The sequence below is a fragment of the Candidatus Pseudomonas auctus genome, from assembly GCF_048654275.1.
In the GTDB taxonomy this organism is placed as follows: domain Bacteria; phylum Pseudomonadota; class Gammaproteobacteria; order Pseudomonadales; family Pseudomonadaceae; genus Aquipseudomonas; species Aquipseudomonas pharyngis.
Window position 1 is genome coordinate 97681 of sequence record NZ_JBJYZK010000019.1, and the last position, 19425, is coordinate 117105.

Sequence of the window (19425 nt, forward strand, 5' to 3'; positions counted from 1 at the left end):
CATCAGTCACCGTCGTTGGCGTTGAAGCCCAGTTGAATGCCCAGCGCCTTGGCCAGCTCGCCTTCGTGCAGGCGGTGGACGACGTTGAGGCTGTCGTAGATATCGTTGAGCTGCTGGCGACCGGCGTCATCGTTGAGCATTTCGGTCAGCGAGCGCTGAGTGCTGCCGAACAGTTTGAGCGACGCCGCGTAGGCTGCATCGATCTTGTCCGCCAACGGTTTCTGCTCCGCCGGCAGCAGGCCGCGCAGGCCTTTGTTGTCGACGCCTTCCCAGACGGTTTTGGCCGCTGCGAGGCTGGCTTCCAGCGCCTCCATGGACGACTGGCTGCGCCATGCATCGGCCTGGAACGGCTGAGGCACGCCCTTGCTCTGGCGGCCCATCGGCGTGCCGAGTTTTTTCTTCAGGGTGTCGAGGGCGGTGACCTGAACCCGCAGCAGATCGGCGATCGCTTCGTGGGAGTCGGCGTAGCGCTGGTTCGGGAACTTGCTCATCTGCGCGAGCATGCCGTCGGTGTTGTTCCAGCTGCTGAGGATCTCTTCGGCCAGTTGTTTCTGACGCTCGCCGATGGCCACCAGCAGTGGGCAGTATTTGGCTTTCTGCGCGTCGTTGGCCACGTCAGGCTTGGCGTCGAACAGGATGTACTCGTAAGCGGACAGGCCTTGAACCACGACGCTGGACTTGGCCAGTGCGGCGGCGTCGATCTGCGGCTGCGCGGTGACCAGTTGCTCGACCTGACGGCCGACCAGGTTTTTCTTGTCCGGCCAGAATTGCACCTGCCACGAGCGGTTGCCCTCGGCCAGCGGGCCGATCAGCAGCGGTTGCAACTCGGCCCAGGCTTTCTGCGCATGCAGGAAGTCGGCACGGGCGGTGTCCAGCGACTCTTTGCCCTGGCAGTAGGCGAGGGCGCTGACGGCCAGTTGCTTGTCGGCTTCGACCCAGCGGGTGTAGGTCGGCAGGATCACCGATTTGGCGATGGCCGCCGAGGTGACGGCTTGCGGATCCTGCGGCGAGCACGCGCCGAGGGCCAGTGCGGCAAGGCTGGTGAACAACAGCTTGGGACGGAACATGTCGGGCTCCCGATTCGTTCAAGTGTTTAAAGTGAGTTCAAGAACGCCAGCAGCGCGGCACGCTGCTCGGCGTTGAAAGACAAAACCTGTTGCTGCGCCGCTTTCGCTTCGCCGCCATGCCAGAGCACGGCTTCGAGCAGATTGCGGGCGCGGCCGTCATGCAGAAACTGGGTGTGGCCGCTGACCGTTTGCGTCAGGCCGATGCCCCACAGCGGCGGGGTGCGCCAGTCGCGGCCGGAGGCCTGGAATTCAGTACGGTTGTCCGCCAGGCCTTCGCCCATGTCGTGCAGCAGCAGATCGCTGTACGGGCGAATCACTTGATGGGCCAGTTCAGGTTCGGCGGCATTGGCGGCGGTGGTGTATTTCGGCGTGTGACAGGACTGGCAGCCTGCCTGGAAGAACAGGTTCTTGCCGGCCAGCACCTGCGCATCGTTGACCCCACGGCGCGCGGGAACGGCGAGGTTGCGGCTGTAGAACAGCACCAGGCGCAGGATGTTGTCGCTGACTTCCGGCTCGCCGTCCGGGCCGTTGCCGTTCGGCGCCTGTTTGCAGGCGGTTTGCGCGTCGGTGCAGTCATCAAACGGTCTCAGGCTGGTGGTCAGGCCCATATCACCAGAGAACGCGTGAACATTTTGTTGATTGAGGTTTGGTTGGCCGGCTTTCCAGCCAAATCGCCCCATGACGGTCTTTTGCTGCGCGTCATCCCAGACCCGGTTTGGCCGGCCGCTGATACCGTTGTTTTCTTTGGCCTGCGCGGCGGCGTTGGCGAGGATCGCTTCTTCCGGGATCGCTTCGAGCAGGCCCAGGCCGATCATCGGCGGCGCGACACGGGCCGAGAAACGTGTGTCCGGGTGCATCGGGCCATAGCCGAGCTGGGTGATCTGCAGGACCGGTTTGCGCAACTCGACTTCGGTGCCGTCCTTGAAGCGTACCGGCACCGGCGTGTAATCGACCCGCACCTTGCCCTCCGGCGCGACGCCCGGCACGGCCATGTCCTGGAACTGGCCGCCGTAGACTGGCTCGGGCACCACTCCGACCTGCTCGATCAATTTGGCGTACTGCGGCGCATCGGGAATCGACAGGCGCACCAGCATTGACACCGCGTTGGCCGCATCCGGCGTCGGCGGATGGCCGCGGCCGTCCTTGATGTGGCAGTTCTGGCAGGCGTTGGTGTTGAACAGCGGGCCGAGGCCATCGCGGGCGGTGGTGGTCGACGGCGCGATCACCCACGGGCTGCGAAAGAAACTGTTGCCGACGCTGAAGTCCACCCGCCGCGACGGCGGCAGATTGGCCGACGGCAGGGAAAACGCGTTCTGATCGCTCTTGCGCACGGTCGCCGCGCCGCCGGAACGGGCTTCACCTGGCTCGGCCTTGGTGAAACGCGGGGCGTCATCGCAAGCACTCAGGCCCAGGGCCAGAAACAGTGCGGACAAGCGAAGAGGCAGCGAGGGCATCAGACTTCCTGCAAGAGGGGCGAATTTAAAGGCGCAAAGTCTAACAGGGCGAGTGGGTTTGAATAAGAGGAATTATCGTTTGCTTGATGCAGGGCAGGGGTTTCACAAATCTTAAGGCTGGGTGCAAACCTTGTGGGAGCGAGCTTGCTCGCGAAAGCGTTGGTTCAGCCACTGATGCGTTGCCTGACAGGACGCTTTCGCGAGCAAGCGCGCTCCCACAAGTTTTGTATATGGCGGAAACGAAAAAGGCGACCCGAAGGTCGCCTTTTTTAACGCGGACGCTGTGATCAGAACTCGTGATCGGCGTTGTCCGGGTTCAGGTCGCTGATACCCAGTTTGCCGGCAGCGGCTTCGATCGAACCGGTCTGCTTGACCAGCGAAGCGATGGCGTCGCGCACGATCTGGTTACCAGCCGTGTTGCCGGCCGCGATCAACTGGTCGTAGTGCTCACCCTTATTGGCGTGATCGACCATGACCTGAATCTTGGCTTCGGTGGCGGCCAGATCGGCTTTCAGCGCGGTGTCGGCAGCCGGGTCGACCTTGGCCACCAGCGACGACAGGCTGGCGCCGGTCATTTTGGTGCCGTCGACGCGGGTGTACTCGCCCAGGTAAACGTTGCGAATGCCCTTGGCATCGTAGAAGTGCGAGTTGTGGGTGTTGTCGCTGAAGCAATCCTGCTCGTCTTCCGGGGAGTTCGCTTCCAGGGACACCTTCATGCGCTCGCCGGCCAGCTCGCCCAGGGACAGGCTGCCCATGCCGAACAGCATTTTGCGCAGGCCGCTTTCAGCCGGTTCGGCTTCCAGGGTGGCGCGGTAGTTGTCGGCCACGTTCGGCTTCCAGTTGCCGACCATTTCTTCCAGGTCGCTGACCAGCAGCTGGGTCACGGCTTTCAGGTAGGCACGACGACGGTCGTTGTGACCGCCGGTGGCGCCTTTGCCTTCCAGGTAGTCCGACGGTGGACGGTTGCCGGCGCCAGGGCCGGTGCCGTTCAGGTCCTGGCCCCAGAGCAGGAATTCGATGGCGTGGTAGCCGGTGGCAACGTTGGCTTCGGAACCGCCCAGCTCGTTCAGGCTGGCGAGTTTTTCCGGGGTGATGTCCTTGACGTCGACCTTGTCTTCGCCGACCTGTACTTCGGTGTTGGCGATGATGTTGGCGGTGGCACCCGGGTTGCCCAGTGCGTGCTCGTAGGACTTGTCGACGTAGTCGATCAGGCCTTCGTCCAGAGGCCAGGCGTTCACCTGACCTTCCCAGTCGTCGATGATGGTGTTGCCGAAGCGGAACACTTCGCTCTGCAGGTAAGGAACGCGGGCAGCGACCCAGGCAGCCTTGGCGGCTTTCAGGGTGTCGGCGTTCGGCTTGGCGAGGAACGCGTCGATGGCGGTTTGCAGGGTTTTCGCGGTGGATTCGGCATCGCTGTAAACGGCGAAGACCATGTCGGCATAGTGCGAGACAACGGCTTTGCCAGCGGCCTCGTCGACTTTACCGGCAGCAGCAGGCGCAGCCGGTGCAGCGGTGCTCGCAGCCGGAGTCGGCGCAGGAGCGGCGGCCTTTTCTTTGTCTTTACCTTCGCCGCAACCGGCGAGGGAAATAGCGATGGCCAGCAGACTGGCGGTAGCCAGAGGCATACGAATCATGGCGAACATCCTGCTTCGGTGATTGAGTGGACAGGCGCGGGGGTGCGCAAAACTGCGACATAATGCAAATCTTTCGCATTATGTGTAAAGGGTTGTAGCTGGAAATATTTCTTATTTGCGCGGGGTCTGCGCTGGATCAACAGCGAGGTTGATGCCCGGCAGAACCCGGGTTGCGTCGGGCCTGGCAGGCGCGTTTCAGAGGATGGCCGCGTTGCTGCGCTGGGCCTGCTTGAGATAAATGCCCAACTCGCGCGCCGGCAGCGGTTTGCTGTAGTGGTAGCCCTGACCTTCGTGGCAGCCTTCGGAAATGATGTAGGTTTCCTGTTCGGCGGTTTCCACGCCCTCGGCGATCACCTGCATGCCCAGGCTCTTGCCCAGTTGGATGATGGCGCGAACGATGGTCGCATCATCGTCGTCATCCAGCAGGTCCTGGACGAAGCTCTTGTCAATCTTGATCTTGTCCAGCGGCAGACTCTTGAGATAGCTCAGCGAGGAATAGCCGGTGCCGAAATCGTCGATAGCGATCAAGGCGCCGGAGCGGCGCAGGCTCAGCAGGTGCTGGGCGGCGGTGCTGATGTCTTCCATCAGGCCGGTTTCGGTGACTTCCAGCTCCAGGCTGCGTGGCGGCAGGCGGTACATCTGCAACAGGTTGTTGACCACCCGTGGCAGCTCGGCGTGGTGCAGTTGCACGGTGGACAGGTTGACTGCCATGCGCAGATCGACGAAGCCCTGATCGTGCCAGTCGCGCAGTTGCTTGCAGGCCTGATCCAGCACCCATTCGCCGATGGCGATGATGGTGCCGTTCTGTTCCGCCAGCGGGATGAACAGGTCCGGCGGCACCAGGCCGTGTTCCGGATGCTGCCAGCGGATCAATGCCTCGACCCCGACTACGCGATGATCGCGGTAGCTGATCTGCGGCTGATAGACGAGGTAGAACTGGTCGCGCAGCAAGGCGTCGCGCAGGTCTTTTTCCAGTTCGCGGCGGCGGCGCATCTCGCTGTCGACGCTCGCGATGTAGAACTGATAGCGATTGCGCGAGCGGGTCTTGGCCAGGGTCATGGTCTGCTCGGCTTTCTGCAGCAGCTTCTCGGTGCTGTCGCCGTCTTCCGGGAACAAGGTGATGCCGATGGTCGCGCGCAGGCGGATCTCCTGATGATCAAGGGCGAACGGGGCTTCCAGGTCATCGAGGATGCTTTGCGCCAGCTCCGCCGCTTCGTAAGGCTGTTCGATATCGGCCTGCACCAGCGCGAACTGGTCGCCACCGAGACGGGCGAGGGCGCCGAGGCGACCGCTGTGGGCACGAAGCCGGTCAGCCAGGGCCAGCAGCAACTGGTCACCGGTCTGGTAGCTGAATTGTTCGTTGATGCCTTTGAAATCGTCCAGACCTACGCAAAGGACGGCGACCCGCCGTTGCAGCTTGCCGGCATCCACCAGAATCTTGTCCAGCTGCTGCTGCAATTGCTGGCGATTCGGCAGGCCGGTGAGGAAATCGTATTGGGCCATGCGCAGCAGGCTGTTTTCCGCTTCGTGGCGCAGGTGGGTATTGCGTTCGATGGATTCGAGTAGCTGGTTGGCGGTGTTGATCCAGATCCCCAGTTCGTTTTTTTCGTGACCCTTTAGCTGCGGAATCTTGTGTTCGCTGGGGCGGTCCGGGTTGATCTCGGTGAGGTGCTCGATGATCCGCGACAGCGGTTTGGTCAGCAGCCAGTGATAGACCAGATACAGCACCAGGCCCATGGCCAGGGCGCGCAACACGCCGGAAATGAAGATGATCACCGAGCTGACGATGAAACCCTGACCGTAGGTGGCGGTGTCGAGGGTGATGCTCAGGTCGCCGTAATATTCGCTGTACGGCCCGCGCCCCACCAGCTGGGTGGTGAACGTGCGTTCCTGGCCGAGGATCAGGTCGGTCAGCCAGCGGCTGTTGGATTGCTGCAGCTCACGCGACTTTTGCGCGAGCATCGCTTCGTTGGGATGGCCGATGGACGCCTGACGCACGGCGTCGTCCTGGAACAGGCCTTCGATCACCTGCATGCCCATCTCCCGGTCCAGGCTGTAGACCGCCTGGGTGGAGGGATCGCGGAACATGTCGAGGATGCGCTCGGCATCGCCGGCGACGGCCTGGCGTGTTTTATAGGCATCGAACACGATCTGCGCGCAGCTCAAGACCACGCCGACGATCAATGCCGACAGGAGCACGACCCGGAGCAACTTCACCGACAAGCTGTTCTTGAGTTCCAGCTTCAAAGGGTTATTCCTTGTTCCGTGCGGGTAGCGTCAAGTTGCCATGAGTATTGGCAATCCCGTGTTGGCAGTCAAAGGGACAATCGAGCCGCGGAAAATTTGTCCGTGGCCTTGGCCGATATGCTGCTGTCTGGAGTATTTGCCCTGGTTGTACTGTGTCGGTAGTTTCGGTCTCCAACTTGAGGGACGTCGGACAATTTTTCCTCTTTTGATGTTAGTTCGCCGTGGCTTGGGAGCAAGGCGAGAAGGGCTGCTTCAGGTGTGGGAAAAAGCCTTGTTTGTGATGCAACGCACTCACGATTATTTCCGCAGGTATAAAAAAACCCGGCAAAGCCGGGTTTTTGTCTGGCGTGCAGCTTAAGCGGTGAAGGTCTTGCCTTCGAACTGCTCGGCCACGAACTTCCAGTTGACCAGGTTCCAGAACGCCTCGACGTACTTAGGACGCAGGTTACGGTAGTCGATGTAGTAAGCGTGTTCCCAGACGTCGCAGGTCAGCAGCGGGGTGTCGCCGCTGGTCAGCGGGTTGCCGGCGCCGATGGTGCTGGCCAGGGCCAGGGAACCGTCAGCCTTTTTCACCAGCCAGCCCCAGCCGGAACCGAAGGTGCCGATCGAGGTTTTGCTGAACTCTTCCTTGAACTTGTCGAACGAACCGAAAGCCGCGTTGATGGCTTCAGCCAGTGCGCCGGTTGGTTGACCGCCGGCGTTTGGCGCCAGGCAGTTCCAGTAGAAGGTGTGGTTCCAGACCTGAGCGGCGTTGTTGAAGATGCCGCCCGAGGAAGTCTTGACGATCTCTTCCAGGGTCTTGCCTTCGAACTCGGTGCCTGGCACCAGGTTGTTCAGGTTCACGACGTAGGTGTTGTGGTGCTTGTCGTGGTGGAATTCCAGGGTTTCCTTGGAAATGTGCGGCTGCAGGGCATCGTGTGCGTAAGGCAGCGGCGGCAATTCGAAAGCCATGATGATTCTCCTAATCAGGTCTGTTGCGGTGAGCGCAAGGCCGATCACGGGCGGCCAGAAATGCACCGGCGAGTTTTTACTCTTTGCGGCGCAGGGTTCGGATCATAGCACCGGGGGTGCGGCTTAACCACGCAACAACTGTGTGGGATAGAGGTTCCAGAGCTGTTTGGAATAAATCATGAAGCCAATATCAATTGCCCTGCCACCGTGAACATCATCACCGCCACCAGCAGATCGAGAATCCGCCACGTACTCGGCCGTGCCAGCCACGGGGCGAGCCATGCCGCGCCGAACGCCAGGGTGAAGAACCACAGCAGCGAAGCGCTCGCCGCGCCCACGACATAGGCGCCGGGCACCGACTGTTGTGCGCCGAGAGAACCGATCAGCAAGACGGTGTCGAGATAGACGTGCGGGTTGAGCAGGGTCACCGCCAGTGCGCTGAGCATCACCGCGCGCAGCGAACGTACGGTCTGGTTTTCACCCTGTTGCAGGCTCTGTTTCGAAAACACCCTGCGCAACGCCTGGCTGCCGTACCAGATCAGGAACACCGCGCCGCCCCAGCGGGCGACCGCCAGCAATGTCGGGTTCTGCGCCAGCACCGTGGCCAGGCCGAACACACCCGCCGCCACCAGCAACGCATCGCAGGCGACGCACAATGCAGCGACCGGCAGGTGATGTTCACGCCGCAGGCTCTGGGCCAGGACAAAGGCATTTTGCGTGCCGATCGCCATGATCAGCCCGAACGCCACCAGCAAACCGTTGGTATAGCTTTGCCACATGACGGTTACTCCGCGTTGGCTGCGAGATCGCGCAACACTTGCATGGCGCGTTCGGCGTCGGCCTGACCGACGAACAGATGATCGTGGTAATAGCCGGCAATCACGTTGCAGCTGATGCCGGCCTTGCCCAGTGCGGTGGCGAATGCGGCGGTCAGGCCGACGGCTTCCAGTGCCGAATGCACGTTCAGCGTGATCCACGCCGCGACATAGTCGAAGCTGAACCCGGCGCGCTCGGCGTGGGAGCGTTCGAGAATCACCGTCAGGCCTTCCTGTTCACGGAAACTGCCTACGACTTCCAGGCCGCTCGGCAACTCGCCGTCGGACAAGGTGCAGAACACGAATTCGCCGGCATTGAGCTGCGGGCTCATGCTGCGCAGCAGGGTGGTCAACGAGGTTTCGCCAGCCATGATGGTGGTCCTTGATAAAGAGTGCTTGCTGGCTATTCTCCCGGTTGAGGCTGTATAAGAAAAACCAATAGTGCTGATCGCTCATTAGGAAAACTGATGTTCGACTACAAATTACTTTCTGCTTTGGCCGCCGTGGTCGAGCAGGCCGGATTCGAGCGGGCGGCGCAGGTGCTGGGCCTTTCGCAATCGGCGATCTCCCAGCGGATCAAACTGTTGGAGGCGCGGGTCGGCCAGCCGGTTCTGGTGCGTGGCACGCCGCCGTCGCCTACCGAAATTGGCCGGCGCCTGCTCAACCATGTGCAGCAGGTGCGCCTGCTCGAACGGGATTTGCAGACGCTGGTGCCAGCGCTGGACGAAGAGGGCCTGCCGGAGCGCCTGCGTATCGCCCTGAATGCCGACAGTCTCGCCACCTGGTGGGCCGAGGCGGTGGGCGACTTCTGCGCCGAACAACATCTATTGCTGGATCTGATCGTCGAAGATCAGACTGTCGGCCTCAAACGCATGCGCGCCGGTGAAGTGGCCGGTTGCCTGTGCGCCAGCGAGCGGCCGGTGGCGGGGGCACGCAGCGTGTTGCTCGGGGCGATGCGCTATCGAGCGCTGGCCAGCCCGGCGTTCATCGAGCGGCATTTCCCCGACGGCGTGCGGGCCGAACAATTACCGCGCACCCCGGCGCTGGTGTTCGGCCCTGACGATTTTCTCCAGCATCGATACCTCGCGTCCCTCGGCGTCGATGGCGGTTTCGAACATCACCTGTGCCCGTCGTCCGAAGGTTTCCTCCGCCTGACCGAAGCCGGGCTCGGCTGGGGCCTGGTGCCGGAATTACAGGTCCGCGAGCAGTTGGAGCGCGGCGTGCTGCGCGAACTGTTGCCAGATAAACCGATCGACGTGCCCTTGTACTGGCATCATTGGCGCAATGGCGGTCAGTTGCTCGGGCTGTTGACCGAACAATTGGTGCGCTCGTCGGCGCAATGGCTGGTGCCGTTGGACTGACGGCCAGCGTCAAGACTCACGAATCAGGCAAAACGAAAGACAGCGGAGCTCTACATGAAAATTCTGGTCACCGGCGCAAGCGGCTTCATTGGCGGACGCTTTGCGCGTTTCGCCCTGGAGCAGGGCCTGGACGTGCGGGTCAACGGTCGCCGGGCCGAGGGTGTCGAGCATCTGGTGCGTCGCGGTGCCGAGTTCGTTCAAGGCGATCTGAGCGATCCGGATCTGGTGCGTGAACTGTGCAATGACGTCGAAGCCGTGGTGCATTGCGCCGGCGCGGTTGGCCTTTGGGGCCGCTATCAGGACTTTCATCAGGGCAACGTGCAGGTCACCGAAAACGTGGTCGAGGCCTGCCTGAAGCAACGGGTTCGGCGGCTGGTGCATCTGTCGTCGCCCTCGATCTACTTTGACGGTCGCGATCATCTCGGCCTGACCGAAGAGCAAGTGCCCACGCACTTCAAGCATCACTATGCGGCGACCAAATACCTGGCCGAGCAAAAGGTCTTCGGCGCCCAGGAATTCGGCCTCGAAACCCTCGCCCTGCGCCCGCGTTTCGTCACCGGCGCCGGCGACATGAGCATCTTCCCGCGCTTGCTGAACATGCAGCGCAAGGGTCGTCTGGCAATCATCGGCAACGGTCTGAACAAGGTCGATTTCACCAGCGTGCATAACCTCAACGAAGCGTTGCTCAGCAGTCTGCTGGCCGACGCTTCCGCGCTGGGCAAGGCCTACAACATCAGCAACGGCGCCCCGGTGCCGCTGTGGGATGTGGTCAATTACGTGATGCGCAAGATGGAAGTCCCACAGGTCACCAAGTACCGTTCCTACGGTCTGGCCTACAGCGTGGCGGCGCTCAACGAAGGTGTGTGCAAGCTCTGGCCCGGGCGTCCCGAGCCGACCCTGTCGCGTCTGGGCATGCAGGTGATGAACAAAAATTTCACCCTCGACATCAGTCGCGCCCGGCATTATCTGGACTACGATCCGAAAGTCAGTCTGTGGACGGCCCTCGATGAGTTCTGTGGCTGGTGGAAGGCTCAGGACATTCGTTGATACGAATCTGCCGGCCGGCACTGAACCGCGTCACGGCTTGAGGGTCAACCCCAGCGGCCGCGGGGTTTATACTTCGCGCCAATCTGCCATCACCGCGTTTCACAAAGGTTGCCTCAATGTCCATGCGTAACGATGCCCACGACGATTTCGACGATGTACCGAGCCTGCGCGCCGATACCCTCGATGACGACGATTTTCCGGTCACCGCCCGCACCTCCGTGCATTCGCGCACGCCGCCGGTGGTCAAGGTCAAGGCCGCCAGCACCGGTCCGTTGTGGGCATTGGTTGGCGCATTATTTTTTGCCTTCATTGGTCTGGCCTGGTGGAGCTTCCAGCAGATTTCGCTTATGGAGCAGCAACTGGTGGCGACCCAGGAAAGTTTCGCGCGCATCAGTGAGGAAGCGGCGGGGCGCCTGCAGGACATTTCCGGCAAGGTCGTGGCCAGCCAGACCAACGTCACCACCGACAGCGAAGCCCTGAAGCTGCAGATCAAACAGCTGCAAAGTGCGCTTCAGGATCAGAGCAAACAGCAACAAGGCGTGGCCGGGCAGGCGACGGATCTGGACAAGCGCCTGGCGCAGATGACCGCCCAGACCACTGAACAGCAGAACGCCAACACTCAGTTGCAGGCTCAGGTCAAAGCCCTGAGCGCCGAGCTGGCAACGCTGAAAAGCACCCCGGCCGACACCAGCAAGCTCGACGCCCAGCTCAAGAGCCTCGATGCACAGGTGAAGGGCTTCGATGCGCAGTTCAAGAGCCTCGGTGCCGACATCACGGCCCTGAAAAAACAAGCTGGGTCGAACCCTGCTATCGATCGTCTGGAGCAGGAAATCGTCATCCTCAAGAGCGAGCAGGACAACCGTCCGGCTGCTGCGCAGGGTGGCACCAACACTGCCGAGTTCGACGCGTTCCGCGCGCAGATGACCCGCAACATCAACACCCTGCAGGCGCAGATCCAGAACCTGCAACAGCAACTCAACGCGCGTCCGTAAGCCCCTTGTGTGGCGAGGGTGCGCGCCCTCGCCACAGCAACATTCAGAAGCGTTCTGAATATCCATACATGCCTTCAGGCCGTCTACGCTCTTGAAACACCAACAAGAACGAGGGATGCGTCATGGGGTTTGTGCACAAGCTGGCCTGGCTCGGTGCGGTACTGCTGTCGAGTTTCGGTCAGGCCAACGCGGCCACCACTGAAAAAGACGACAGCAAGGCGGCCATCGCCTTGCTGGAAAAGGCTCTGGCCTATTACCACGACAACGGCGACAAGGCGTTTGCGGCGTTCAGCCGTCAGGGCGAATTCGTCGACAAGGATCGCTACGTGTTCGTGGTCGACACCAAGGGCGTGATGCTCGCCAGCGGCGGGCCGTCGTCGGCATTGATCGGTCGCGACGTGAGTGAAGTCCTCGGGCCGGACTTGCAGAAGTCCTTCAAGGACGCCTTGAAAGTGCCGGAAGGCAACGGCATCCAGCAGGCCGAATACCGCTGGCAGAACTGGTCCGACGGCAAGGTCGAGCGCAAGCACGTTTACTATCAACGCATCGGTCAGCGGATTCTGGCGGTGGGTTATTACCTGCCGCGCGCGTCGGCGGAGCAGGCGAAAGCGTTGCTCGACAAGGCCGCCACTGACCTGACCAAAGACGAGAAGGGCACGCTGTCCGCGATCAACTCACTCAAGGGCGGTTACCTGCAGGACGACCTGTATGTGTTCGTGGTCAATCTCGACAACCATCGCTACGTCGCCCACGGCACCAATCTGCGGTTGATCAACACCGATTTCGCCAAGGTCGACGATCCCGAAGGCAAACCGGTGGGCGAACCGATTCTGGCGCTGATCGGCAAACAGGATGAGGGCGAGTACGAATACCGCTGGAAAAATCCGGTGACCGGCAAGGTCGAGAACAAGCATGCCTACCTGAAGAAGGTCGGGAACATGCTGGTGGCGGTCGGTTATTACAGTGCTTGATTGCTGAAAGCTCCCACGCGGCGCGTGGGAGCGATCGGCATCAATCAGCGGGCGCCGTGCTCACGGCCCCGCAGCAACCGGTTCGGCATCGCAATCGCCGCCGCCAGCCCGAGCAGCGACACCGCCGCGCTGACCATCAGCAAATGGCGGAACGTCACCAGCAGTTCGGCACGCAAGGCGTTCTGCGCATCGCCGGGCGCCGCGTTCAGGCCGTCGAGCAGCACGTTGCCGGAATGCCCTTCGCTCATCAGCGAGCTGCCGGCCAGGTGGGCGAAACTGGAGTCCTGCAACAACGCCAGCAACAGCGCCGACATCAACGCCACGCCCACCGCGCCGCCCAGTGAGCGGAACAGGTTGGTGGTGCTGGTGGCGACGCCAATATCCTTTTGCTCCACCGAGTTCTGCGTACCGACCAGCGAAGTCGGGAACTGCATGCCACCGGCGATCCCGCTGAGCAGCATGAACAGGCTGCTGAGCAGCGTGGCATCGGGCGGGCTGAAGGCCATGCCAAGGATCGAGATCGGCATCAGCAGCGCGCCGCTCAGAATCTGCGGTTTATAGCGTCCGGTGATCGAAGTGCGGCGTCCGGCGAAATACGCGCCGATCGGTAATCCCATCGCCAGCGGCAGCAAGTGCAATGCAGCGCTGTCCGCTCCAGCACCGGTCACGCTCTGAAAGCGCAGCGGCATCAGCACGATCAGGGAGATCGCCTGGAAGCTGCAAAAGAAAATCGTGCACCAGCACAGCAGGGCGCTGCGGTTGGTGAACAGGTGCATCGGCAACAACGGCTCCCGGGCGCGCCGCTCGTGCCAGACGAACACCGCCAGCACCGCCACCGCGCAAGCGAAGAGACCGAGCACTTCGCTGCTGCGCCACGCATGGCCCTGGCCGACCTGAGTGATCGCCAGCAACAGCGCGGTCAGGCCGATGATCATCAGCAGCGTGCCGAGATAATCGATGATTGGTTTGCGCTGGGGAATCGGCAGGCCGATCAGGTTGCGTCGCGCCACCCAGTACGCGCCGAGGCCCAGCGGCAGGTTGATCAGGAACACCCAGCGCCACGACAGGTACTCGGTCATGTAGCCGCCGAGCACCGGGCCGGCAACGCTGGCCACCGCATACATGCTGGAGAAATAGCCCTGATAACGCCCGCGTTCGCGAGGCGGCACGATGTCGCCGATGATCGCCTGGCTTACCGAAATCATCCCGCCAGCGCCGATGCCCTGGAAAATCCGCGCCAGCACCAGTTGCTCCATGCTTTGGGCCATGCCGCAGAACAGCGAGGCGAGGGTGAACAGGCCCATGCCGAACAGCATCAGTTTGCGCCGCCCGTACAGATCGCCGAGCTTGCCGTAGATCGGCACCGCCACGGTCATCGCCACCATGTAGCCGGAAATCACCCAGGCCAGCAGGCTGACGTCCTTGAACTGTGCGGAAATGGCCGGCATGGAAACGGCGACGATGGTCTGGTCGAGCGCGCCAAGGAAGATCGCCATCATCAGCGCAACCAGCACGCTGCGAATGGCCGGTTTGGGCGTTTCGGGATGGTTGAGATTGGTCACGGGCGAACCTGCGGGCAGTGATTGACCCGCAGTGCCAGGGCGAGCGGGTGAGTGCTCGCCAGTGTAAGTCGGTAGGAAGCTATTCGATAGCCTCATAAGGAAGCCCGACGTAATTTTCTGCAATGGTTTTTTGACCGGCCTCCGAGCTGACAAAGTAGTCCAGTTCCGAAGCGCAGATCCGCTGGCTGAAATCATCGTGCTCGTCGAAGCGGTGCAGCATCGAAGTCATCCACCAGGAAAACCGCTCGGCTTTCCACACCCGGCGCAGGCAGATTTCCGAGTATTTCTCCAGCAAGTCAGTGCGACCTTCGCGGTAAACCTTCAGCAAAATCCTGAACAGCGTGCTGACATCGCTGGCCGCCAGATTCAGCCCCTTGGCGCCGGTCGGCGGAACGATGTGCGCCGCGTCCCCAACGAGAAACATCCGCCCGTATTGCATCGGCTCGACCACAAAGCTGCGCAGCGGCGCGATGCTCTTTTCAATCGACGGACCGGTCACCAGTTTCTGCGCCAGATCCTCCGGCAGACGCTTGCGCAGTTCATCCCAGAAACGCTGATCCGACCAGTCGTCGACGTTTTCTTCGGCGGGCACTTGCAGGTAATAACGGGTGCGGGTCGCCGAGCGCATGCTGCACAGGGCGAAGCCGCGCTCGTGGCGGGCGTAGACCAGTTCCTCGTGAATCGGTGGCGTGTCGGCGAGAATCCCCAGCCAGCCAAACGGATAAACCCGTTCGAAGACTTTCAGGCAATCCTCGGGAATCGACTGCCGGGCCACGCCGTGGAAACCGTCGCAACCGGCGATGTAGTCACAATCGACGCGCCAGGTTTCGCCGTCCTTTTCGAAGGTGACATAAGCTTCGTCGCTTTTCATGTCACAGGGAACGACATGGCGGGCTTCGTAGATGGTCTGCCCTCCGGTCTCCCGACGAGCGGCCATCAGGTCGCGAGTGACCTCGGTCTGGCCATAGACCATCACGGTTTTTCCACCGGTCAGGGCTTGCAGGTCGATGTGGATCCGGCGCCCGTCGAGGGCCAGTTCGAACCCGCCGTGCACCAGCCCTTCGGCGTCCATCCGCTGACCCACGCCAGCCTCGCGCAACAGCTCTACCATGCCTTGTTCAAGCACGCCGGCGCGGATTCGGCCGAGCACGTAGTCAGGTGTCTGGCGCTCCAGAATCAGGGTGTCGATGCCGGCGTTGTGCAGCAGTTGGCCGAGCAGTAATCCGGACGGACCGGCGCCGATGATGGCGACTTGGGTTTTCAGCGTTTTCATTGTTTTTATGACTCGCAAGCTTCACGCGACAACGGCCGGTGAATGAGTTTCAGGATTCGAGTGCTTGCATTTTTCCCTTGCGGGTCTGTCAATTGAAGGTGAAAACTGAGCCGATACCTGTACATTCTGCCAATCGGTGCGATTATCGCCCGCAAACCTCGAGGCCTGGATTGAAGTGATGAACAAGCCTGACTTGCCTTCGATTCCGGTGTTCAAGCTCTACGGTGAAAGCCTGGACTGGCCGACCCCTGACTTGCTGCACTGTGAAACCATTTCCAAACGCAGCCGCGAACACCAATGGGAAATCAAACCCCACCGCCACGCCGATTTGTGCCAGTTGCTCTTCGTATTCAAAGGTCAGGCAGAGCTTGAAATCGAAGGCCAACGCACGCAACTGAACGAAACCGCGATCCAGATCCTGCCGCCGTTATCGGTGCATGGATTCCGTTTTTCCGAGGACGTCGAAGGGTTTGTCGTCACCCTCGCCACTCCGTTGATCAACCATTTGCAGGCGCAACTGGGCAGCGCGGTGCAGGCCCTGGCCCAGGCCGAAAGCTATCCGGCGGGCAAGGACGCGGATTACCTCAACAGTCTGTTTGCCGCGTTGCAGGCCGAGTACAACGGCCATCAACCGGCACGTGAAATGCTCATGCATTCGCTGGTCAGTGTGATCATGGTCTGGGTCAGCCGTCAGGCGATCCGCCGTCACAACGCCACGCAACGCCCGCAGCGTCAGCGCGAATACCTCAACGGGTTCATTCAACTGGTGGAAGAAACCTACCGCCAGCACGTCAAGGTCGAAGACCTGGCCCATCGGCTGGGGATTTCCGTCTCGCACCTCAACGGCACCTGCCGTGAACTGGCGGGGCAGCCGGCGTTGCAGATCATGCACGAGCGTCAGTTGCTGGAAGCCAAGCGTCTGCTGACGTACACCAGCATGACCATTTACGAGATGTCCGAGGTGTTGGGGTTTTCCGATCCGACCAACTTCACGCGCCTGTTCCGGCGTCGGGTGGGGATCTCGCCAAAGGCGTTCCGCGACCGCTTGAAGGCCGAGCAGAACGACGACGCCTGACGTCCTGTGTTACCGCAGGGCGTTGAGGGTGGCGTTGTGAGGGATGCAGCGCTCGAAGTTGCAGCTCGCGTACTCACGGGGCAGTTGCCGCAACTGCTCCACGCGCCACGCCGCGGTGCCGTACAGCGCCAGCGTGGCCGCGCAGGTGATGAAAATCGCGAGGTATCTTCTTGTTCTGGTGTTCATGGCGTTGACCTCTGAACGAATACCCTTGGGTACTACTTTCAGCATAGGTCAGCGCCGTGGAGTTGCCAGCGGCTCTGTGAACGGCTTTACAGTCTGATATCCCACTGCGGGTTTTCGGGAAAACGCTGCACCAGAAAGTCCAGCATGCAGCGCAACGCCGCCGGCATGTGCTTGCGCGAGGCATACACGGCATAGATGCTCATCTGCCGGGGCTCGGCGTGGGGCAGCAGGCGCACCAGTTCGCCGCTGTGAATATGTGCCCCGGCCAGATAGGTCGGCAGCATCGCCACGCCGGCGCCGGCCAGGGTCGCGCGCAGCAGGGTGCTGGCCTCGTTGGCGCTGATGTTGCCCTGCACCGGCACCGAAACCGGTTCGCCATCCTCCTCGAAATGCCACAGGCTCTTGCCGAAATAGGAATGGGTCAGGCAGGTGTGCCGGCTCAGATCTTCAACCCGCTGCGGCTGCGGATGTTCCCGCAGATAGGCGGGTGCGGCGCAGACCACCGAACGGCAGACCGTCAGGCGCCGGGCGATCAGGTTGGGGTCGAGGTCATTGCTGGTGCGGATCGCCAGGTCGATGCGTTCGTCCACCAGGTTCACCGTGCGATCGAGCATTTGCAGGTCGATGCTCACCCCCGGATACGCTTTGACGAACGCCGCCATGGCATCGGCCAGTTGCGCCTGACCGAACGAGGTGCTGACGCTGATCCGCAGCAACCCCCTTGGTGCATCGGCGGGTTCGCTGACGGCGGCCTGCATGTCACCGGACAGCTCCAGCATCTGCCGGCAGCGCGGCAGGATTTCGTTGCCGGCGGCGGTCAGGCTCAACTTGCGGGTGGTGCGGTGCATCAGACGCGCCCCGACCCAGTCTTCCAGTTCCGCCAGATACCGCGACACCACCGGCCGCGACAGGTCCAGGTGATCGGCCGCCGCCGACTGACTGCCCAGATCCACTACCGTGACGAATACCCGCATTGCTTGGAGACGATCCATGATTTGCCCGCTTTCAGAAACAAACTATGTTCAAGCATCGCATTTTTTGTAACGAGTCTGGCAACTAAGCTCTGTCCCCATAGCCAAGCACGGCATTCGAACAGCGGAGCAACCCATGATCGGCTTCACCACCCTCAAGCGCGTTTTACTGGCCACCGCCACCCTCGGCTTTGCTGCCCACGCAGCGGCCGCGAATCTGACCCTCGATGTCTACAACCCGGGCACCCACGCGATCTTCCCGGTGACTTCGGTACTGGTCAGCGGCGAGAAGGACGCGATTCTGGTGGACGCGCAGTTCGGCAAATCCCAGGCCGAACAAGTGGTGGAAAAGATCCGCGCCAGCGGCAAGCAATTGACCACCATCTACATCAGCCACGGTGACCCGGATTACTACTTCGGTCTCGACACCCTGACCAAGGCATTCCCGAATGCCAAGGTGCTGGCCTCGCAACCGACCGTTGATCACATCAAGCAAACCGTCGACGGCAAACTCGCCTTCTGGGGGCCGAAAATGGGCGCCGACGTGCCGGCCAAAACCATCGTACCGGGCGTGCTCAAAGGCGACAGCCTGATGCTCGAAGGGCAGAAACTGCAGGTGATCGGCCTGGACGGCAAACAGCCGGATCGCAGCTTCGTGTGGATTCCTTCGTTGAAAGCGGTGGTCGGCGGTGTGGTCGTCGCCGAGAACATCCACGTGTGGATGGCCGACACCCAGACCGCTCAATCCCATGCCGACTGGCTGCAAACCCTGCACTCGATCGAAACCCTGAAACCGAAAACCGTGGTGCCGGGTCACTACCTGGGTGACAGCGCCCGTTCGCTGGCGGCGGTGAAATTCACCGCTGACTACATCAAGGCGTTCGATGCCGAAACCGCCAAGGCCAAGGACTCTGCCGCGCTGATCGCCGCGATGAAAAAACGCTATCCGACACTGGGCGAGGAAAGCTCGCTGGAGCTGAGCGCCAAAGTCGCCAAAGGCGAAATGCAGTGGTAATCCGATTCTGAAAAACGCAGCACTCTCAAGCCAACTGGAGAATGTCATGAGCAAGATCGCAATCATTGGTGCCACCGGCCGTGCCGGCAGCCAACTGCTGGAAGAAGCCCTGCGTCGCGGCCACAGCGTCACCGCCATCGCTCGGGATACCTCGAAGATCGGCGCTCGTGCCGGTGTGGTCAGCAAGAATGTCGACGTGCTGGACGCCGCCGCATTGCAGGACGCCGTCGCCGGCCACGATGTAGTCATCAGCGCCGCGCATTTCACCACGGTGCCGGCCAGCGCGCTGATCGGCCCGGTGAAACAGGCCGGGGTGAAACGTCTGCTGGTTGTGGGCGGTGCCGGCTCGCTGTTGCTGCCGGACGGCACCCGCGTGATCGACAGCGCCGGTTTCCCGGCCGAGTACAAGGCTGAGGCCAGCGCCGGTGCGGCGTTCCTTGATGCACTGCGTCAGGAGAAGGAACTGGACTGGACATTCCTGTCGCCGTCGGCGCTGTTTGTCGAAGGCGAGCGCACCGGTAAGTTCCGGGTCGGCAAGGATGACTTGCTGGTGAGTGATGACGGTCAGAGTTCGATCACCTTTGCCGACTACGCGATTGCGCTGATCGACGAAGTGGAAACGCCTAAGCATTCGCGTCAGCGGTTTACTGTCGGTTATTGAGGGTTTTGGGTGGTTTTCGGGGTTTGTGTCTGATCCGAAAATTAGCCCTCATCGGAACGCCGCCCGTGTAGAGACCGGTACATCCTTTACACATTAGACCGGGGACATCGTTTACACCTTTTACAGGCTTGATACGCGGTTGG

Annotated in this window: 18 protein-coding genes; 7 read left to right on the forward strand and 11 right to left on the reverse strand. The window is 61.5% G+C overall.

The window, feature by feature from the left end:
- Positions 1-2 precede the first annotated feature (2 nt).
- The 7 genes from ACKUG4_RS26390 to ACKUG4_RS26420 all read right to left on the reverse strand — a co-directional run bounded on the left by ACKUG4_RS26390 (position 3) and on the right by ACKUG4_RS26420 (position 8539).
- Positions 3-1067 (reverse strand): imelysin family protein, encoded by a 1065-nt coding sequence (locus tag ACKUG4_RS26390; RefSeq protein ID WP_074688445.1) that lies wholly within the window; start codon positions 1065-1067, stop codon positions 3-5.
- A gap of 26 nt (positions 1068-1093) precedes the next feature.
- Complete coding sequence (locus ACKUG4_RS26395; protein ID WP_445435153.1) at positions 1094-2521, reverse strand: di-heme oxidoreductase family protein; 1428 nt, start codon at positions 2519-2521, stop codon at positions 1094-1096.
- A 287-nt stretch (positions 2522-2808) separates the two neighbouring features.
- On the reverse strand, positions 2809-4155 hold the full coding sequence (locus tag ACKUG4_RS26400; protein ID WP_039765888.1) for an imelysin family protein: 1347 nt from the start codon (positions 4153-4155) through the stop codon (positions 2809-2811).
- A 195-nt stretch (positions 4156-4350) separates the two neighbouring features.
- Positions 4351-6402, reverse strand: a complete 2052-nt coding sequence (locus ACKUG4_RS26405; RefSeq protein ID WP_039765890.1) for a putative bifunctional diguanylate cyclase/phosphodiesterase — start codon at positions 6400-6402, stop codon at positions 4351-4353.
- Between the two features lie 354 nt (positions 6403-6756).
- The gene (locus ACKUG4_RS26410; protein ID WP_003227660.1) at positions 6757-7353 is read right to left on the reverse strand and encodes a superoxide dismutase; all 597 of its coding nucleotides are present in this window, start codon (positions 7351-7353) and stop codon (positions 6757-6759) included.
- 176 nt (positions 7354-7529) lie between these two features.
- Positions 7530-8132, reverse strand: coding sequence for a LysE/ArgO family amino acid transporter (locus ACKUG4_RS26415; RefSeq protein WP_236190351.1), 603 nt, complete (start codon positions 8130-8132; stop codon positions 7530-7532).
- Between the two features lie 5 nt (positions 8133-8137).
- Entirely contained in the window at positions 8138-8539 is a 402-nt protein-coding gene (locus tag ACKUG4_RS26420) for an ACT domain-containing protein (RefSeq protein ID WP_085610849.1), read from the reverse strand.
- A gap of 96 nt (positions 8540-8635) precedes the next feature.
- On the opposite strand from ACKUG4_RS26420, the gene ACKUG4_RS26425 reads away from it, so the two are divergent.
- From ACKUG4_RS26425 to ACKUG4_RS26440, 4 genes are all read left to right on the forward strand, one after another.
- The gene (locus ACKUG4_RS26425; protein ID WP_085647266.1) at positions 8636-9529 is read left to right on the forward strand and encodes a LysR family transcriptional regulator ArgP; all 894 of its coding nucleotides are present in this window, start codon (positions 8636-8638) and stop codon (positions 9527-9529) included.
- A gap of 54 nt (positions 9530-9583) precedes the next feature.
- Positions 9584-10576 carry an NAD-dependent epimerase/dehydratase family protein gene (locus ACKUG4_RS26430; RefSeq protein WP_445435154.1) on the forward strand — a complete coding sequence of 331 codons (993 nt, stop codon included), beginning with the start codon at positions 9584-9586 and terminating at the stop codon, positions 10574-10576.
- Positions 10577-10692: 116 nt separating this feature from the next.
- Positions 10693-11568 carry an ATPase gene (locus ACKUG4_RS26435; protein ID WP_445435155.1) on the forward strand — a complete coding sequence of 292 codons (876 nt, stop codon included), beginning with the start codon at positions 10693-10695 and terminating at the stop codon, positions 11566-11568.
- Between the two features lie 122 nt (positions 11569-11690).
- On the forward strand, positions 11691-12539 hold the full coding sequence (locus tag ACKUG4_RS26440; protein ID WP_445435156.1) for a cache domain-containing protein: 849 nt from the start codon (positions 11691-11693) through the stop codon (positions 12537-12539).
- A gap of 44 nt (positions 12540-12583) precedes the next feature.
- On the opposite strand, the gene ACKUG4_RS26445 is transcribed toward ACKUG4_RS26440, so the two are convergent.
- Both ACKUG4_RS26445 and pobA read right to left on the reverse strand, forming a co-directional pair.
- Positions 12584-14101, reverse strand: coding sequence for an MDR family MFS transporter (locus ACKUG4_RS26445; protein WP_445435157.1), 1518 nt, complete (start codon positions 14099-14101; stop codon positions 12584-12586).
- Positions 14102-14180: 79 nt separating this feature from the next.
- Entirely contained in the window at positions 14181-15365 is a 1185-nt protein-coding gene (gene pobA, locus ACKUG4_RS26450; protein ID WP_373874482.1) for a 4-hydroxybenzoate 3-monooxygenase, read from the reverse strand.
- Positions 15366-15552: 187 nt separating this feature from the next.
- On the opposite strand from pobA, the gene ACKUG4_RS26455 reads away from it, so the two are divergent.
- Positions 15553-16449, forward strand: a complete 897-nt coding sequence (locus ACKUG4_RS26455) for a helix-turn-helix domain-containing protein (protein ID WP_085610843.1) — start codon at positions 15553-15555, stop codon at positions 16447-16449.
- Positions 16450-16458: 9 nt separating this feature from the next.
- Here the strand turns inward: ACKUG4_RS26455 and ACKUG4_RS26460 are convergent, their stop codons facing one another.
- Positions 16459-16635: a hypothetical protein gene (locus tag ACKUG4_RS26460; protein ID WP_007953274.1), complete on the reverse strand. Its 177-nt coding sequence runs from the start codon at positions 16633-16635 to the stop codon at positions 16459-16461.
- 86 nt (positions 16636-16721) lie between these two features.
- Entirely contained in the window at positions 16722-17627 is a 906-nt protein-coding gene (locus ACKUG4_RS26465) for a LysR family transcriptional regulator (protein WP_445435158.1), read from the reverse strand.
- Positions 17628-17742: 115 nt separating this feature from the next.
- Here ACKUG4_RS26465 and ACKUG4_RS26470 point away from each other — a divergent pair, with 115 nt between their 5' ends.
- Positions 17743-18621 carry an MBL fold metallo-hydrolase gene (locus ACKUG4_RS26470; RefSeq protein ID WP_445435159.1) on the forward strand — a complete coding sequence of 293 codons (879 nt, stop codon included), beginning with the start codon at positions 17743-17745 and terminating at the stop codon, positions 18619-18621.
- A 46-nt stretch (positions 18622-18667) separates the two neighbouring features.
- Positions 18668-19282, forward strand: coding sequence for an NAD(P)-dependent oxidoreductase (locus tag ACKUG4_RS26475; protein WP_445435160.1), 615 nt, complete (start codon positions 18668-18670; stop codon positions 19280-19282).
- Positions 19283-19425: the final 143 nt, after the last annotated feature.

Coding starts and splice junctions, on each gene's coding strand:
- ACKUG4_RS26465 (WP_445435158.1), bottom strand. CDS start 17,627: ATGGATCGTCTCCAAGCAATGCGGGTATTCGTCACGGTAGTGGATCTG.
- ACKUG4_RS26460 (WP_007953274.1), bottom strand. CDS start 16,635: ATGAACACCAGAACAAGAAGATACCTCGCGATTTTCATCACCTGCGCG.
- ACKUG4_RS26430 (WP_445435154.1), top strand. CDS start 9,584: ATGAAAATTCTGGTCACCGGCGCAAGCGGCTTCATTGGCGGACGCTTT.
- ACKUG4_RS26455 (WP_085610843.1), top strand. CDS start 15,553: ATGAACAAGCCTGACTTGCCTTCGATTCCGGTGTTCAAGCTCTACGGT.
- ACKUG4_RS26440 (WP_445435156.1), top strand. CDS start 11,691: ATGGGGTTTGTGCACAAGCTGGCCTGGCTCGGTGCGGTACTGCTGTCG.
- ACKUG4_RS26415 (WP_236190351.1), bottom strand. CDS start 8,132: ATGTGGCAAAGCTATACCAACGGTTTGCTGGTGGCGTTCGGGCTGATC.
- ACKUG4_RS26475 (WP_445435160.1), top strand. CDS start 18,668: ATGAGCAAGATCGCAATCATTGGTGCCACCGGCCGTGCCGGCAGCCAA.
- ACKUG4_RS26435 (WP_445435155.1), top strand. CDS start 10,693: ATGTCCATGCGTAACGATGCCCACGACGATTTCGACGATGTACCGAGC.
- ACKUG4_RS26425 (WP_085647266.1), top strand. CDS start 8,636: ATGTTCGACTACAAATTACTTTCTGCTTTGGCCGCCGTGGTCGAGCAG.
- ACKUG4_RS26420 (WP_085610849.1), bottom strand. CDS start 8,539: ATGGCTGGCGAAACCTCGTTGACCACCCTGCTGCGCAGCATGAGCCCG.
- ACKUG4_RS26410 (WP_003227660.1), bottom strand. CDS start 7,353: ATGGCTTTCGAATTGCCGCCGCTGCCTTACGCACACGATGCCCTGCAG.
- ACKUG4_RS26400 (WP_039765888.1), bottom strand. CDS start 4,155: ATGATTCGTATGCCTCTGGCTACCGCCAGTCTGCTGGCCATCGCTATT.
- ACKUG4_RS26390 (WP_074688445.1), bottom strand. CDS start 1,067: ATGTTCCGTCCCAAGCTGTTGTTCACCAGCCTTGCCGCACTGGCCCTC.
- ACKUG4_RS26470 (WP_445435159.1), top strand. CDS start 17,743: ATGATCGGCTTCACCACCCTCAAGCGCGTTTTACTGGCCACCGCCACC.
- ACKUG4_RS26395 (WP_445435153.1), bottom strand. CDS start 2,521: ATGCCCTCGCTGCCTCTTCGCTTGTCCGCACTGTTTCTGGCCCTGGGC.